The sequence below is a fragment of the Allobosea sp. 05T422_2 genome (assembly GCF_056396265.1).
In genome coordinates this window covers 1-15,941 of the sequence record NZ_JBFTLD010000143.1, presented here as the reverse complement: position 1 = coordinate 15,941, position 15,941 = coordinate 1, and the positions used below count along the sequence as shown (strand labels likewise).

At 65.3% G+C, this 15,941-nt stretch carries 15 protein-coding genes; 9 read left to right on the top strand and 6 right to left on the bottom strand.

Annotation, left to right across the window (positions count from 1 at the left end; genetic code table 11):
* Positions 1 to 298 precede the first annotated feature (298 nt).
* Positions 299 to 478: a hypothetical protein gene (locus AC1DJT_RS22295; protein WP_441492805.1), complete on the bottom strand. Its 180-nt coding sequence runs from the start codon at positions 476 to 478 to the stop codon at positions 299 to 301.
* Between the two features lie 594 nt (positions 479 to 1,072).
* Between AC1DJT_RS22295 and AC1DJT_RS22290 the strand changes: the two genes are divergently transcribed.
* Together AC1DJT_RS22290 and AC1DJT_RS22285 are read left to right on the top strand one after the other, a co-directional pair.
* Positions 1,073 to 5,680, top strand: coding sequence for an autotransporter-associated beta strand repeat-containing protein (locus AC1DJT_RS22290; protein ID WP_476834879.1), 4,608 nt, complete (start codon positions 1,073 to 1,075; stop codon positions 5,678 to 5,680).
* Positions 5,681 to 5,925: 245 nt separating this feature from the next.
* Entirely contained in the window at positions 5,926 to 6,483 is a 558-nt protein-coding gene (locus AC1DJT_RS22285; protein ID WP_476834878.1) for a dihydrofolate reductase family protein, read from the top strand.
* Between the two features lie 13 nt (positions 6,484 to 6,496).
* Here AC1DJT_RS22285 and AC1DJT_RS22280 read toward each other — a convergent pair whose 3' ends face one another.
* Positions 6,497 to 6,844 (bottom strand): type II toxin-antitoxin system PemK/MazF family toxin, encoded by a 348-nt coding sequence (locus AC1DJT_RS22280; RefSeq protein WP_476768973.1) that lies wholly within the window; start codon positions 6,842 to 6,844, stop codon positions 6,497 to 6,499.
* Positions 6,831 to 7,049, bottom strand: a complete 219-nt coding sequence (locus AC1DJT_RS22275) for an AbrB/MazE/SpoVT family DNA-binding domain-containing protein (RefSeq protein ID WP_476768972.1) — start codon at positions 7,047 to 7,049, stop codon at positions 6,831 to 6,833. The genes AC1DJT_RS22280 and AC1DJT_RS22275 overlap by 14 nt, the downstream gene beginning before the upstream one ends.
* A gap of 280 nt (positions 7,050 to 7,329) precedes the next feature.
* On the opposite strand from AC1DJT_RS22275, the gene AC1DJT_RS22270 reads away from it, so the two are divergent.
* On the top strand, positions 7,330 to 8,091 hold the full coding sequence (locus AC1DJT_RS22270; protein ID WP_476834877.1) for an alpha/beta fold hydrolase: 762 nt from the start codon (positions 7,330 to 7,332) through the stop codon (positions 8,089 to 8,091).
* Positions 8,092 to 8,136: 45 nt separating this feature from the next.
* Here AC1DJT_RS22270 and AC1DJT_RS22265 read toward each other — a convergent pair whose 3' ends face one another.
* Positions 8,137 to 9,108 (bottom strand): GlxA family transcriptional regulator, encoded by a 972-nt coding sequence (locus tag AC1DJT_RS22265; RefSeq protein ID WP_476768970.1) that lies wholly within the window; start codon positions 9,106 to 9,108, stop codon positions 8,137 to 8,139.
* Between the two features lie 140 nt (positions 9,109 to 9,248).
* Between AC1DJT_RS22265 and AC1DJT_RS22260 the strand changes: the two genes are divergently transcribed.
* A complete protein-coding gene (locus AC1DJT_RS22260; protein ID WP_476768969.1) occupies positions 9,249 to 10,388 on the top strand; it encodes a DJ-1/PfpI family protein in 1,140 nt (379 codons plus the stop codon).
* A 154-nt stretch (positions 10,389 to 10,542) separates the two neighbouring features.
* On the top strand, positions 10,543 to 10,986 hold the full coding sequence (locus tag AC1DJT_RS22255; protein WP_476768968.1) for an SRPBCC family protein: 444 nt from the start codon (positions 10,543 to 10,545) through the stop codon (positions 10,984 to 10,986).
* A 411-nt stretch (positions 10,987 to 11,397) separates the two neighbouring features.
* On the opposite strand, the gene AC1DJT_RS22250 is transcribed toward AC1DJT_RS22255, so the two are convergent.
* Positions 11,398 to 12,039: a dihydrofolate reductase family protein gene (locus AC1DJT_RS22250; protein ID WP_476834876.1), complete on the bottom strand. Its 642-nt coding sequence runs from the start codon at positions 12,037 to 12,039 to the stop codon at positions 11,398 to 11,400.
* A gap of 108 nt (positions 12,040 to 12,147) precedes the next feature.
* Between AC1DJT_RS22250 and AC1DJT_RS22245 the strand changes: the two genes are divergently transcribed.
* From AC1DJT_RS22245 to AC1DJT_RS22235, 3 genes are all read left to right on the top strand, one after another.
* Positions 12,148 to 12,498 carry an ArsR/SmtB family transcription factor gene (locus tag AC1DJT_RS22245; protein ID WP_441480415.1) on the top strand — a complete coding sequence of 117 codons (351 nt, stop codon included), beginning with the start codon at positions 12,148 to 12,150 and terminating at the stop codon, positions 12,496 to 12,498.
* Positions 12,482 to 12,961 carry an SRPBCC family protein gene (locus AC1DJT_RS22240; protein WP_441508873.1) on the top strand — a complete coding sequence of 160 codons (480 nt, stop codon included), beginning with the start codon at positions 12,482 to 12,484 and terminating at the stop codon, positions 12,959 to 12,961. The genes AC1DJT_RS22245 and AC1DJT_RS22240 overlap by 17 nt, the downstream gene beginning before the upstream one ends.
* Positions 12,962 to 13,146: 185 nt before the next feature.
* Complete coding sequence (locus AC1DJT_RS22235; protein ID WP_476834875.1) at positions 13,147 to 13,656, top strand: GNAT family N-acetyltransferase; 510 nt, start codon at positions 13,147 to 13,149, stop codon at positions 13,654 to 13,656.
* Positions 13,657 to 13,735: 79 nt separating this feature from the next.
* Here AC1DJT_RS22235 and AC1DJT_RS22230 read toward each other — a convergent pair whose 3' ends face one another.
* Positions 13,736 to 14,605: a dienelactone hydrolase family protein gene (locus AC1DJT_RS22230; RefSeq protein ID WP_476834874.1), complete on the bottom strand. Its 870-nt coding sequence runs from the start codon at positions 14,603 to 14,605 to the stop codon at positions 13,736 to 13,738.
* 784 nt (positions 14,606 to 15,389) lie between these two features.
* Between AC1DJT_RS22230 and AC1DJT_RS22225 the strand changes: the two genes are divergently transcribed.
* On the top strand, positions 15,390 to 15,941 hold a 552-nt coding region (locus AC1DJT_RS22225; RefSeq protein WP_476834873.1), incomplete at its 3' end, for an ATP-binding cassette domain-containing protein.

Genomic DNA, 15,941 nt, shown 5'->3' with positions numbered 1-15,941 from the left:
GTTTCAACCTGGGCAGCGTCGGGATTGCGCACCTGCACGGGAACGCCCGCGATACCCATCAACACTCCGTCTTTCTGCAACGCCGCATCATGGGCGTGGGCTGCGTCTCGAACGGCTACCGGGGTACGGTCGTAGCCCTCACGGTCTCCATACCCGATCGTCACGAATGTCGGCACGGGTCGCCTCCTCCAACTGGCCAAAGCATCGGCCGCAAGAGCGGATTGCGGCTTTCGGGGCAAAGCCGATGCAAACGCAAAGGTTGGATCACCGGACGCGATAGGATGTCCGGTCCAATGGTCTAGCGGAGCTTGGCGATCCCGATGCCATCCTGTTTCGCGCGGTCCTTGATGGATTCCTCACTGCGGGTCATCGCCTTCGAAATCGCTTTCAAGGCCATGCCCTTCCTGGCGAGCAGCTTCAGCTTCTCCAGTTCCTCATGGGTCCAGGGTTGGCGATGCCGTTCAAATCTCTCGGCCACGATCTGCTCCTGCTTCGCCGGGACATCTCCCGCATTCGCGTCCACTATAGCAGTGATGGCGACTATAGCAGTGATGGCGACGAATTTGGCCCCACGTGTCGATGGAAGCCGAGCCCATCCGGCCGCTCGGCGCYAGAACCTGGGTCTCCGCCCGAAAGCAGACCTCTGCTCCGCCGCCGCGTCACGAGCACGCCGGCACACTGTATGGCTGCGCGGGCAGCTAGACGCATGGGGTTCTGCAATGGCTGCTCTTCTGGGAGGCGTGATAGCTGAGGGTTCGTCCGTCCTCGTTGCTGAATCGCGGCGGGGCGCGACAATGCCGCAAGGTCAGAAAGCAGGTGCATCACGATCTTAAATCGCTAAACTGCACGGGTTGCGTCGCGGGCTAATGGCGACGGCCTATGCCTACCGTGAGAGCCTATGATCTCCTGCCTACAGCGCGCCACGCGCGGGACGACATCCTTCACTGCCCCTTCCGTGCTCGCAACCGGCGTCATAGCCGCGGGGCTGTGGCATAAAATGATGCCTTCGAGGAGCCGTGACGTCGCCGCCAATACGCTATCGCGTTGGCGGGGTGCGCTGGTGGACACAACGATGGTGAGCGGTCTGGCGCTCGCCGTCGCTGCAACGCCTGTGATGGCCCCCGGCACGGCGCATGCGGCGGACTGGCTGGGCAGCAGCGGGGACTTCAACCTCGATTCGAACTGGGCCGGCGGTACCGTGCCGACGGATACGGCGACCTTCACGAACAGCCCGACGGCAGAGCGAAATGTCACCGCGTCCGGCGGTACACTCACGCTGCTCGAGTACAACAACAACGCCCTCGCCTACACGCTGTCGACAGCCCCCGGCTCGGCTCTGTATATCACCAACATCACCAATAATTCGACCTCCGAGCAGACGCTGTTTGCAGGAGCAGCGGGCGGGTTCGGCATCTCTGGCACGATTACCGGCGCGATGGCACTTACTGCTGGACCAGGCTCCGGCTCGATACAGTTCTTCGCCGGGAGTTCGGCTGYGGGCTCGCGATTTATCGGCCAGGGCGGACTACTGAATTTGGCCATGGGCGCCGGTGATACGCTGTCGATCGGTTCGATCGAAGGCACCGGGATCATACGAGCCGGGGGGGGGGCACAAACTCTGTCGGTTGGCGGCCTAAATTCGGACACCGCCTATGCCGGCGTGATCCAGGATCCAGTCAGCCTCACCAAGGTCGGCACCGGCGGCCTGACCCTGTCCGGTGCGAACATCTATACGGGTTTGACGACAGTTTCGGCGGGCACGCTCACGGTCTCCAACGCCAGTGGCCTCGGCGCGGTTTCCAGCGGAACGACGGTCGACTCGGGTGCGACGCTCGCCTTGACGGGCGGTATCACCGTCGGCGCCGAGGCTCTGACGCTGTCGGGGACTGGCGTGTCGGGGGGCGGCGCTCTCACCAGCTTGAATTCTGGCGCGAACACCTTCCAGGGCGCGATCTCCCTTGCGGCATCCAGCAGCATCAATGTCCAGAACCTGAGCTCGCTGAATCTTTCGGGCGGCATCACTGGATCCAACACGGATCTGACGCTTGGCGGCTCCAGCAACAATGGCGGCACCATCCGTGGCGTGATCGCCATCGGCTCCGGCTCGATCACGAAGTCCGGCTCCCAATGGACCCTGGCAGGCGCCAACACCTATTCCGGCCTCACTACCGTGAATTCGGGCAGCCTGTTCGTGACAAACAGTCTCGGTCTCGGCTCGACGGCGAACGGAACGGTGGTGGCATCGGGCGCGTCCCTTATACTCGGCGGCAGCGTCAACATCGTCGGGGAGGCGCTCACGCTCTCGGGCAGCGGCACAGGTGGTTTCGGCGCCCTGCAAGCGGGCGGTGGTACGAACACCTATGGCGGAGACATCACTCTCGCCGCGGACAGCCAGATCAACGCCGGCCTTTTGACCTTTCCAAGTACGTTGACCGTCTCCGGCGGCATTACCGGCTCGGGCCAAAACCTGACCCTCGCCGGCCCCGGGACAGGGACCGCATCCGGGGTGATCGCTACGGGGACAGGCGGGCTGACGAAGATAGATGCAGGCACCTGGACGCTCACCGGCGCCAACACCTATACCGGCGCAACCACGATCAACGGGGGCACGCTGATCGTGAACGGCTCGCTGGCTTCGTCCAGCGTGAGCGTCGGCAGCGGCACGACGCTTGGCGGTTCGGGTTCGATCGCGGGAGCGGTGACGGTCGCCTCYGGCGGAACGCTGTCGGCCGGCAACAGCCCGGGCACGCTCACGGTAGGATCGCTGGCGCTGAATGCCGGCTCGAACACCGTGTTCGAACTCGGCACCCCTGGAGTCGCGGGCGGCGCGACCAACGACCACATCATCATCAACGGCAGCGGGGCGGCCGGCAACCTGACGCTCGGCGGCACGCTCACGGCCAATGTCGCTTCGGCCGGCTATTATCGCCTGTTCGACGTCACCGGCGGCGGCACGATCAGCGGCAGCTTCTCTTCGCTTGCCCTGACCGCGCCCAGCGTCGCGGGCGCGACCGGGACGGTCTACAGCATGCCTGCCGGCCTGCCGCCGCAAGTCAATCTTGCCGTGCTCGGGGCCGGCCAGATCCTGCAGTTCTGGGACGGCGCCGACCAGACCGGCAACGGTGCCGTCGATGGCGGCACGGGCACCTGGAACGGCGGCAACACCAACTGGGCGGTGGCGCCGGGCGAGGTGGGCTTCAATGCCCCGTGGCTGAGCTCGGTCGGCGTGTTCCAGGGCATAGCCGGCACGGTGACGGTGTCCGGCACGCAAAACTTCGACACGCTGCAGTTCACCAGCGACGGCTATCTGCTGACCGGAGGTTCTCTCGGCCTCGGCGTCGCCGGTGGCGGCACGATCAACACGGCAGCCGGCGTCACCGCTTCGATCGGCTCGGCCATCATCGATGGCGTCGGGACCAGCCTGACCAAGGCCGGTGCCGGCACGCTGGCGCTGTCCGGCGCCAACAGCTATTCCGGCGGCACGCTGCTCAACGCCGGCACCCTCGCCGTCGGATCGGCGAGCGCGCTCGGCACAGGCACGCTGCAGATGGCGAGCGGGACGACGCTTCGTGCCAACGCCCCTGCTCTCACGCTGGCCAACGCCGTGGCGTTGTCGAGCGGCACCGCCTTCGTCGATACCGGTTCGTTGGATTTTGGCCTGGCCGGCGTCATCAGCGGCGGGGGCACGCTCTCCAAGACGGGCGCCGGGGTCCTGACGCTGTCGGGGACCAACACCTACTCCGGCGCCACCTGGATCCAGCAAGGCACGCTACGGATGGGCGGGGTGGGCGTCCTGCCGAACCAGACGGCGGTGCAGATTTCGGCCGGGGCGGTCTTCGATCTCAACGGCATCGCCCAGACGGTCGGCTCGCTGTCCGGCACGGGCGACGTGCTCCTGGGTGGCACGACGCTGACCGCCGGAGGCAACAACAGCAGCACGACCTTCTCCGGCACGATCTCGGGCGCGGGCTCGCTGCTCAAGACCGGTACCGGCACGCTGACGCTGAACGGAACCAACACCTACACGAGCGTGACCCAGGTGTTCGGTGGCAGCCTCGTCGTCGACGGCTCGGTCGCGACGCCGGTGATCGTGCATGCGGGTGCGACGCTCGCTGGCTCCGGCTCGGTCGGCGCGACCACGATCGGCGGCACGCTTTCGCCGGGCAATTCGCCGGGGACGCTGACCGTCAACGGCAGCCTCGTGATGGGCGTCGCCTCGACCTATATCGCCGAGGTGCAAGGCACTGTCGCGGACCGGGTCAACGTCACCGGCACGGCCTCGCTGGCGGGTACGCTGCGGATCGTGCCGCTCGGCGGCGCCTACAGCTTCTCCTCCCCCTACACGCTGCTCTCGGCAGCGGGCGGGCTCGGCGGCACGCGCTTCGGCCCGGTCGACACGACCGGCTCCTTCGGCGACGGTGTCACCACTGCGGTGAGCTACACCGGCAACGACGTGCTGCTGACGCTGACGCCGAAGCCGCTGGCGCCAATCGTGACGCCGACGCTCGGCGTCACAGCGCCGCGCAACGCCGCCTCGATCGCTTCGGCCATCGACAGTGCGGTGGCCAATGGCGTCGACCCGTCCGCGCTGTTCGGGATCTACAACCTGCCGGCGGCGGCGATCCCGGCGGCTGTGAACTCGCTCTCGGGCGAGGTCCATACGGCGGCGCCCGCGATGGCGCATGTCGCTTCAGACCAATTCCTGCGCACCATGCTGGACGGCTCGGGCAGCGGCCGGCTCTCAGGAGCGCCCGGCGGMCCTGCCGGCGTGGCCGGCTTCACAGCCGACCTGCCATCGAGGCAGGATGGGCCGGGACGCCCGACCTTCGATCCGGCGCGCTTCACGCTCTGGGGCGCGACTTTCGGCTCGACCGGACGAACCGACGGCGACCGGGTCGTGGGTTCGGCCAACCGCAACCTCTCCGATGCGCACGTCGCGGTCGGCGCCGACATCCGGCTGGGCTCCAGCACGGTCATGGGCGCCGCAGTCGCGGGTGGCCAGTCGCGTGCCTCGCTCTCGGGCGGGCTCGGCAAGGCGCAGGCCGATGTCTTCCAGGCGGGTCTCTACGGCCGCACCACGCTTGGCTCCGTCAACCTTGCCGGCGCGCTCGGCTATGCCCGGCTCGACACCGACACCAGCCGCGCCATCCCGGCGCTGGGCCGCACCGGCGTGGCCGCCTCCTATGCGACGCAGGCCTGGTCCGGCCGGATCGAGGCGAGCCTGCCGGTGGCCGGCTGGGGTGGCCTGACGCTCTCGCCGCTCGCCGCCTTCCAGGCGGTGCGGGCGAACAGCCCGGCTGCGGTCGAGCGCGACGGGATGGGCGCGACCGCCGGCATGCTGACGCTGCCGCGGCGCACCGACATCACCAGCCGCAGCGAGCTCGGCCTGCAGCTCGACGCCAACCTGATCGCGGGCGCATCTCCCGTCACCGGCTTCGTCCGCGCCGCCTGGGCGCACTACTACCAGCGCGACGCCGACCTCACCGCCGCGCTCAACGGCCTGCCCGGCGCGAGCTTCGCGGTGAGYGGTGCCAGGCCCGACCGCAATGCGGCGCTGCTCGCGGCGGGAGCCGATATCAAGCTCAGCCAAACCGTCAGCCTCGGCATGCGCGTCGACTCGGAGCTGTCCGGGAACACGCAACGTGTCGGCGGCACTGCCCAGCTCAGGGTGAATTTCTAAGAAACCCGCGACGGCGCCAGCGCCGATCGAGCGGCCGAGACGCGGCCGCTCGATGGTGTCCAGACGATCGCTTCGACGCCACGCAATGTCAGCTATCGGCACGTCGCCGAACGGCCGCTCACCACCCATCTCAAACGTTGCTGGCGGGCCGCCGCCACTTCCGGAATCGCCCCGTAGCGGAAGTTGAACATCAACCGCGAGCAATAGCCCTACGTCTTTTCGAGCGGATGGCTTAGGCTCGTTGCATGGGACAATTGACCTTCAGCATCAACGTCACCCTGGACGGCTGCGTCGACCACCAGGAGGGAATTGCCGACGACGAGACGCACGCCTTCTTCACCCGCCTTATGGACGAGGGCGGGGCGATGCTGTGGGGCCGCGTCACCTACGAGATGATGGAGAGCCACTGGCCGGCGGTCGCTCGCGGCGACGTGGAGGCGCCGCCGGCGATACGCGAGTGGGCGGTCAAGCTGGACGCCAAGCCGAAATACGTGGTGTCGTCGACGCGAACGGACTTCCCCTGGACCAACAGCCACCACATCGCCGGCGACCTGCGCACGGGCGTGCAGAGGCTCAAGGACGCGACCCCGGCCGGCGTGCTCCTCTGTAGCGGCAAGCTCGCGACCGAGCTGGACCGGCTGGATCTGATCGACGAGTACAAGGTCCTCGTCCATCCCAGGATCGCCGGCCACGGCCCAACCCTCTACCAGAGCGGGCTGCCCAGCACGCGACGGCTCGAGCTGATCTCGGCCACGCCGCTCMGCAGCGGCGCCGTCGCCACGCATTACCGGCGCGAGCGCTAATCCAGAGCAGCCTCTAAACGCCCATAGACGTCCGCAGTTGATCTCCAACCTGGGCCATTGTCGTCGGCTTGATCCGGCCCAGCTTCTCCGCGTGGCCTGCCTCGATCGTCGCGATTTTGCATGGGCGAATAACCGATGGCGCCGGCAACCCGACCTCGCCATAAGTCAGGCCCAGMGACACGTCGCCCGGCCATGACCGGTTCTCGGCGCTGGTGATCATGACCACCCACAACAGGCCTTCGCCCTCCCCTACGCCGCCATGGCTGACGACAAGCGCCGGCCGATGCTGKCGGGTGTTGCGGTCGTTTAAGGGGAACGGCACACGGACAACGTCACCCTGGCTGAACTCAGAGTTTGGCATAGGCTCTCCGGTCGGCGTCGCTATCCCACTCGCTGAATGTGCCAAACGGGTCTTCGGCCGGGGCTGCTGCCGGTGCCTTGCGGATCACGACCGTGTCGCCCTCGATTCTATAGGCAATCTCGTCGCCCTCGCGCAGATGCAGCGCGGCCCGGATGGGCTGCGGAATCGTCGTCTGCGCCTTTGATGTCAGCTTGCTCGTGATCATGCGGAACTCCTGTAAGGAAGCTCCTTACAGTAAGGAAATTCCTTTCAGACGGCGAGCTAAGAGCGAGTCGCCAGTACGGCGTCTCTCGTTCTGAACCAGGCGGTGGGCGCCTCCCGAGCCCCGGTAAGAGGCGCTGCTGCGCGCCACACGCGGGCATCCGCCACTCCCCGGAAACCGGACGGTCCCGGGCGCCCCTTCCGCCGGCTTCCCAGATCATGCTGACATGGTGCGGCGGCACTCCGGGTTAGCGGAGCTGCCCTGGCATGTGATGGAGCGGGTCGTGAAGGCTTTCTGGGTGAAGACGGCGTCCGCCAATATCCTGTATCAGGACATTCCGGGGACCGGCACGCCCCTGGTATTCATCCACGGTCTCGGCTGCGCGTCATCCTGTGACTATCCGCGCGTGATCGCGGATACGGCCTTGGCCGGGCGCCGGGCGATCCTGGTCGATCTGCTCGGCTCCGGCTTCAGCGAAAGGCCGGCAGACTTCTGCTATTCCATCGAAGGCCATGCTCGCTCGGTTGCCGGGCTCATCGGGAGCGTCTGCGAGGGGCCTGTCAGCCTCTTCGGTCACAGCATGGGAGGGGCAGTGGCGATCACCCTGGCTGCGTTGCTCCCCAAGGTCGAAGCGCTCGTGCTTGGCGAACCGAATCTGGAGCCGGGCGGTGGCTTCTTCAGCAAGGCAATCGCCGACATGTCCGAGGGCGAGTTCGTGGCGCGCGGCCATGCGGCGACCGTCGCGACTGCAAGGGCGGTCGGCAATACGGTCTGGGCTGCCTCATTGGCCATCAGCGCCCCGTTCGCAGTCCACCGGGAAGCAGTATCGCTGATCGCCGGATGCAACCCGACATGGCGCGAAATGCTCGGCAGCCTGACCACGCGAAAAACACTCCTCGTCGGAGAGCGCTCGCTGCCAGCCCCCGAATTTRACGGCTTGCCGGATGAGGGATGCGGCGTCGCGATCGTGCCCCAGGCGGGCCATTCGATGGCGTGGGACAATCCGGGCGGGCTCGCCGAGGCGATCGCCAAGGCAACAGGCTGAGCCTTCGTTCGCCGGGCAGCGCCAAGAAAAGCCGCCTCTGAGCGCTCACGGCTCTGCGTGCATGTCGCGGAATAGCCGTGGCGCAATGCCGAAGCGGCGTTCGAAGGCGTCCGCCAGGCGCGCGGTTGGGAAAAGCCCCACTTGCGCCGCAACCGCCTTCAGCGACAGCCCGCGCGACAGGAGCATGCGCGCGGCGTCGAGCCGGGCGATCTCGACAAAGCGGGCCGGCGTCTCGCCGGTCGCTGCCACGAACTTGCGATGGAAGGTGCGTTGCAACAGCCCGGCGCGGGCCGCCAGCGACGGCACGTCCAGCGGCGCGTCGAGATTCGCCTGCATCCACCCGATTAGGTCGGCAAGCGGGCTGTCGCCCTTCACCTGCGCCTCCAGCAGCGGACTGAACTGGGACTGGTAGCCGGGGCGCCGGGCATAGAGCACCAGCCGTCTGGCAACCTCGCCGGCGATCGACGCATCGAGATCCTGCGTGATCATCGCCAGCGCCATGTCGATGCCGGTGGTGACCCCGGCCGAGGTCCATAGCTTGCCGTCGACCAGATAGAGGGCGTCAGGATCGACTGCCACCTTCGGAAAGGTCTTCGCAAAAGGCGTGCAGGCATCCCAATGCGTCGCGACACGACGGCCGTCGAGCAGCCCGAGTGCCGCCAGGGCGAAGCCGCCAGTGCAGACCGAGCCGAAACGCTCCGCCTGCCCCGCGAGCTGCGGGAGGCCTGCCCAGGGGGCTGAATCCGCCACCGCCTGCAGGAGTGGCTCGCGTTCGGCCCCTGCAACCAGCAGCGTCTGGGCGTCCCCGGGCCGAAGCTCGGCAATCGGTCGCGTCTCCAGCGCGACGCCGCTGCTGCTTTCGATGGCTCCGCCCGGGGCCGATGCGAGTACGACCCTGTAGAACGCCGGCTTGCCGCGCTGCTGCAGGGCGCGGTTGGCGCCGCTGAAGACCGATGTCGGCCCGGAGACGTCGAGCAGCTCGAAACCGCGATAGACGATGAAGGCGACAGCGTGCATTGGCAGAAATTGCCATCTCTTTGTCATGTCCGCCAGAACTCGCCGCTGCTAGTTTCCGCGGGCATGAGGACGTTCCGGATGAGGCCAACCGGCCCATTCGCGGCGTTCCGCCCTTCTTCCGTTCCGGGAGACGTAAAGCGATGTCGAGATCATACGTCCTGTGGGGTGGTGTCGCTCTCATTCTCCTGTCCCTCGCCGGCTTCGGCGGCTGGGTCTTCAGCCTGCCGTCCGCGAGGGCGGCCACAGAGGCGCCGCCGGTGCCGCAGGAGGAAGCCGACGCGATGCGCGTTTCGCTTAAACCCGCGAAGCGCGAGCGCCCCCTGGTCGCGGTGATCGGCATCAACGACGCCACCGAGACGACCGACTACCTGATGCCGGGCGGCATCCTGCGCCGCGCGGACGTAGCCGACGTCATGATGCTGGCGACCGGTCCAGGACCGGTGCGGCTCTTCCCGGCCCTCGTCGCGGAGCCTGACGCCACCATCGCCACATTCGACGCAAGCCATCCCGAAGGAGCCGATTATGTGGTCGTGCCCGCCATGAGCCGTGACGACGATCCAGCCGCGATCGCCTGGATCCGGAGCCAGGCGAAAAAGGGGGCGGCGATCATCGGCATCTGCGCCGGCGCCAAAGTCGTCGCGGCAGCCGGCCTGCTCGACGGCAAGCGCGCGACGACGCATTGGTACTATCTCGGCGCGATGCTGACGCGCAGTCCGACGATCGCCTATGTCCCGGACCGGCGGATCGTCTCGGACAAGGGCGTGACGACCACGACCGGCATCACCGCCTCCATGCCGATGATGCTGACGCTGATCGAGGCGATCGCCGGCCCTGCCAGGGCGGAAGCGGTCGCGCAGGAGCTCGGCCTCGACGCGTGGGATATGCGCCATGCCAGCGGCGCGTTCAGGCTTACCCGTCCGTTCGCGCTGACCGTGCTCGCCAACAGGCTGGCCTTCTGGAACCGGGAGGAACGCGGCATCCCCCTGGTGCCGGGCATGGACGAGGCGACGCTTGCCCTGGTTGCCGATGCATGGTCGCGAACCTACCGCTCCCATGCGACGACCTATGCCGGCGCGATGGAAGCGGTCGAGACCCGCAACGGCCTGCGTATCGTTCCCGACCGCGCGGGCGCGCCCCTGGCGCCAGACCAGCGCGTCGCGACCTTTCCCGACCGCAAGCCTGCCCAGGCGCTCGATCTCGTGCTCGACGCGATCACCGCCCGCTACGGCGCGCGGACCAGCGATGTCGTCGCGATGCAGCTTGAATATCCCAGGCGATAGCGGAGCGATGACGGGGCTGGCCGGTGCTCCGGATTTTTTTTCGGGAGCGCTGTCGAATTCTCACCAGCCCGTTCGTCGTAGATGTGTCGAGCGTGAAGGGCCGCCGGCCGGGAGACAACCGAACACCCTAAAACCGAACCAGGAGGAGAGATCCATGCCGAGCACGATCCGACTGCACCGCGTCTTCGCCGCCAGGCCCGAGAAGCTCTACCGCGCATTCCTCGAACCGGACGCGATTGCGAGCTGGCTGCCCCCTTACGGCTTTACCTGCACCGTCCATGAGCTCGATGCGAAGGTCGGTGGCCACCACCGGATGTCGTTCCGGAATTTTACCACGGGGCACAGCCACGCCTTCGGCGGAACCTATCTGGAGCTCGTTCCCGGTCAGCGCCTCGTCTACACTGACAGGTTCGACGACCCGAACCTGCCCGGCGAGATGAAGGTCACGGTGATCTTGAAGGCCGTGTTCGTCGGCACCGAGGTGACTATCGAGCAAGAGGGCGTGCCGGACGTGATCCCCACCGGGGCCTGCTATCTCGGCTGGCAGGAATCCCTGCGCAAGCTCGCGAAACTCGCCGAGCCCGAGATCAACCAGTAGCAAACGCGGTGCCGGAACGGCTCCGGGACGATCGCTCGCCCTGAGCCCGATCCGGCCCCGCCGCAGCGAGCGTCGGATGGTTCGGCCCCCCTGCCCCCGCTAACGGTATCGGTGCGCCGCTACGAGCGCGCCCTCCCAGGCGAACTGATCCATCTCGAGATCAGGACGTTCAATCGGTTCACCCCACCCTTTGAAGCGGAATGAGGTAGCAAAGACCACCATCCGCTCCTGGCCCGCCGGGCCACTGCCAATGACCGGACGTTCCGAAGGTCGCAGGAAGGGTGGAAACCGGTCGGTCTGCTTTCGGTTATGGAACCAGGAAAAGTGGACATTGGGCGAGGGCAGAAACGGGAAGGCAGTCATCGACCAAGTTTGGGCAGTCCATGATGGCCGTAAGTCACGGCCTGGCGGCTAGCGCTGGAACGTGAGGTGGACAGTGCCGCTCTCGGCCGTTTCCGACTTGACGGTGTAGCCGGCTTCCAACCCGCGTAACTCGTCCCAGAGGCGTATGCCCCGCCCCAGCAGAATTGGGGTAATGGCTACATGCAGGCGGTCGACAAGCCCGGCCTTCAGATAGTCGCGAACCATGGTTGGTCCGCCACCTATCCGCACATCCTTGCCGTTTGCGCCTGTCACGGCCTGCTGCAGCGCATCAACCGGGTCCGCCGCGAGGAAGTGGAACGTGGTGCCTCCAGCCATCTCGATGGAGGGCCGCCGCTTGTGCGTCAGGACGAAGACCGGGCAGCCGAATGGCGGCTCATCGCCCCACCACCCCTTCCAGTTCGGATCGTCGGGAAAGTTGTGCAGCCCGAACTTGCCGGCGCCMATGATTTCCGCGCCGATGTTGTCGAAGTAGTCCTTTGCATACGCATCGTCCATGCCGGTGGTGCCTTTGCCGCTGGTGTCCTTGAACACACGTTCCCGGAACGTCCTCGTCGCGACATAAGCGCCGACCAGGCGCGACCAGTCCTGGCCGAACGGATTGTCTGGCGTCTGGTCCGTCGTTGTTGCGAAGCCATCGAGCGAGATAACAAGGTCCACACGAACTGCCATTGGTGCACTCCCAAACACTAAGGTACTCACCTTCGTATTCGCAGCTAAACACTAAGGCAAGTGCCTTTTTATTATTGACCGGCACGGCCGGCCGCTTTACCGAGCTATATGCCCTACCACTCGACCCCCCTCGACCTCGCCTTTCACGCCCTCAGCGACCCGACCCGCCGCGCGGTGGTGTCGCGACTGGTCGAGGGCGAGCTGCCGGTGACCGCACTGGCCGAGCCTTTCGACATGGCGCTGCCCTCCTTCGCCCAGCATCTCAAGGTGTTGGAGGATTGCGGATTGATCGCCAGCGAGAAGCGCGGGCGCAGCCGCTGGTGCCGGCTGGAGCGGGCGCGCTTCGCCGAGGCGGCAGACTGGATGGAAGCGGAGCGCCGACGCTGGGCCGAGCGGCTCGACCGGCTGGAAACTTATTTGGACAAGGCGGAAGAGAACGACGATGGAAAAGCTGTTTGAGACCTGGTCGCTCGACCGTGAGATCGTGCTGGTCAAGGTGCTGAAGCACCCGCGCAATAAGGTCTTCGCTGCCTGGATGGACCCGGAAGCGCTGGCGCAGTGGTACGGCCCGGCTGGCCTCAACATCGAGAACCACAAGGCCGATATCCGCGAAGGCGGGGAATGGCGCTTCGACATGGTGGGCGTGTTCGAGGGCCAAAAGCAGCGCTTCCCCAATCTCATGCGCTTCCTGAAGGTCGTGCCGAACGAGCTGATCGTGGTGGACTATGGTACCCCGGACCCCAACGACCCGGAGCGCTTCTACATGACGGTTACCTTCGATGAGCAGACCGACGGCAAGACCGTGCTGACCATGCGCCAGCTTCACCCAAGCCGCGAACGCCGACAGGTGGTCGTCGGTTTCGGCGCGGTGGAATATGGGCTGCAGACGCTGGACGGCCTCGCCACTTGGCTGGATGGTTGAACGCTGCTCATCTGGAGGGTTGGCGGTCGCCGCGCCATAGTGCCCATAAACGACCGCTTTCAGGACTTTGCGGTCCAACCGCGAACGTCCGAGATGGGTCGAATTTGCCCCTTCGGCCTTGGTTCGGAAGCTGGCATTCGATCAGGCGAGATGGGAAGCGGTCGTCCACGTGCTCGTCTTGTTCGATGGAACACGCCCTCATTCGCGTTGCCAGCGATGCTGACTGGCAAGTCTACCACGCTATCCGCGGCGCGGTTCTGTGGGAGGAACGGGGTCTAGGCGGCTACGACGATGCCCGTCCGGAAGAGCGACTGCCCCACCACCATCCCCTGCTGCTGAAGTTCAAGGGGCTGGGAGCCGGTACGACAAGGCTCGATGATCGACGCGATGGAACGGGTATCGTCAGGCTCGTTGCCATCACGGCCGCCATTCGCGGACAGGGCCACGGTCGAATCTTGAACGCGATGGTGGAAGGATACGCGCACAGGCTCGGAATCAGTATCCTGTTCGTGAACGCGGCTTCGGATGCTGAAGGGTTCTATCCTGCGACGGGGTGGAAACGCTTCGAGGGCCATCCGCCGCGGCTGCTTGAACACRCTAACAACTGCGTCCCAATGCAGAAGACKATCATCCGCCAAGGGGCAAAATCGACCCAAGCCGGGCTTGGTGGTCTTTGCGACCGAAGACCGCTTTGAAGGAGGCTAACCAAAGCATCGGCCCGAAAAGTGGATTGCGGCTTTCGGGACAAGGCCGATGCAAACACAGAAGGCTGGATCATCGGGCCGGATGCGATATCCGGTCCGATGATCCAGCCAATTCCCGCTCGAGGAATTCGCGAAGTTCAGATGTCGCGCGCCTGCTCGCCGCCTCGTCGAATTTGCTCCAGTGCCCGTAGATCTGACGCGGCTCTGCGAAAATCGGGAAATTGAATGAGTGGTACACGCCTGGGAACACGGTGAGGCTCAGTCCGGCGGGGCCACCGACCTGACGCCGGGCGGCTGCTTCGCAGTCAGATGCGAGGGTCCAATCGTCCCTGTCGCCGATGAGAACGAGTGTCGGGATGACCAAGGGCTCGGTCAGGATCTCGCAAGGCGGGTAATAGGTTGCAGCCGCCTTGAACCTGAGCTCGTCGGGCATCTCATAGAGCGTCTTATGCGATTGCATCGCAATCCTGAGCGCTACCCCGCCGCCATGCGAATAGCCCAGGACGGCGATCCGCGATGGATCAACGAAGGGAAGCTTTGAGAGGTAGAACAGCGCACCAAACGCATCTTCGACCCGAGGCGCCTTATCGCGCCTTTCAGGCACGCAGGCGTCTTCAATGCCTCGTGGGGTGAAACTGTCCGGCACCAGCACGACGTAACCCCAATCGCGGATTGCTTCGGCCTCCCGTCGATGGGACGTACTCAATCCGCCGCAGCCATGCAGCAAGACAACCGCCGGGTGCCGGCCTTCCCCGATAGGTTTGGAAAGATATCCGCTGATCACGACCGCGGGATCATTCTCGCTGCTGTCTCCGCGAGCTTTGGCACGCGCTTTCTGGAAATCGCTCAGGCGATAGGTCATCGAGGGGAATTGAACGACCTCTTCAGCATACGAATGTGTCGTCAGCCCAAGAAGGAGCATGGCCAGGGTGGAGAGCATGGCTCGCTTTGGGGACGAAGGCATTTGCGAAGCTCCCAGCGTTCAACCTGTAACGTCGAAAGAGATGCAACGATAGCCGATCGGCGTCACCGTCGCCCGTCATGACCGACCACGGCTCCAGCTCCAAAGCCCATGCCTGCCGCGATCTCGGCCTGCGCCAGATTCCTCCGGCGTCCGCGAGCGCCTGAGCGCATATAACCTTCAACCTGCGCGCGCCCCCTACCCCTCTGAATGGCCCGGCGAAGAGTTGTCGCGACGATGACGACCGGCTCCAAACCCGGCTCCGGCTCGACCGGGAATCCGACACGCTCCGCGAGGATGAGCCAAAGATCGGGAGGGCGGCCGCGCGTGAATGACGAAGCCGTTTATTGAGCGTAGGATCGTGTTCGAAGCCTTCCGCCGAGAACGCGTTTCGAGGAAAAGGGCATGGGGCACGGCAGACGTCCTCGTTGGCGCGCTTATGACAATAGCGGCGCAGGCGGATCTCTGCGCGATCAGCGCAGTGCGCGCCGACATCTACCTCTTTCGAATATTCGGACCCGCGAATTCGGCATCGGCCCGGAAATGCAATCAATTTTCGAATTAAATTGTTGCAACGACACGCCAACCACTGACCTGAGACGCATCATCAAGTTTTAAATTCCTTATTGATACATAATATCTGTCCTTGGTGGAATTTTGACCATCATAAATTGCAGCAGCTGAAACAAAGGACTTGAGTGACTGCAGCTTGAGCCAGTGCCCGAAGCAGAGGCACGCCTCGAAACAAGGGTGGAATCGACCTATGCCGCTTCTGGAGCTTCAGGGTATCTCAAAACACTTTGGTGCGATCGAAGCACTCAAGGGCATCGATCTGGCGATCGATGCCGGAGAGGTCGTCGGCCTGATGGGCGACAATGGCGCCGGCAAATCGACATTGGTGAAGATTGTCGCCGGCAATTTTCTCCCCTCCGAGGGCGAGCTTCGCCTTGATGGCATCGTCAAGCACTTTCGCCGGCCGGTCGACGCCCGGACTGACGGTATCGAGGTCGTCTATCAGGACCTCGCCCTGTGCGATAATCTGACTGCGGCCGCCAATGTCTTCCTCGGGCGCGAACTGAAACGCCGCATCGGTCCGCTGGTGATCCTTGACTACAAGGCGATGTACGCCCGCGCCGCAGAGCTGTTCAAGGAGCTCAAGTCGGAGACCCGCCCCCGCGATCTCGTGAAACTGATGTCCGGCGGCCAGCGCCAGGCTGTGGCGATCGCGCGGACACGTCTGGCCAACGCGAAGATGGTGCTGATGGACGAGCCCACGGCGGCGATCAGCGTTCGCCAGGTCGCCGAGGTGCTGGAT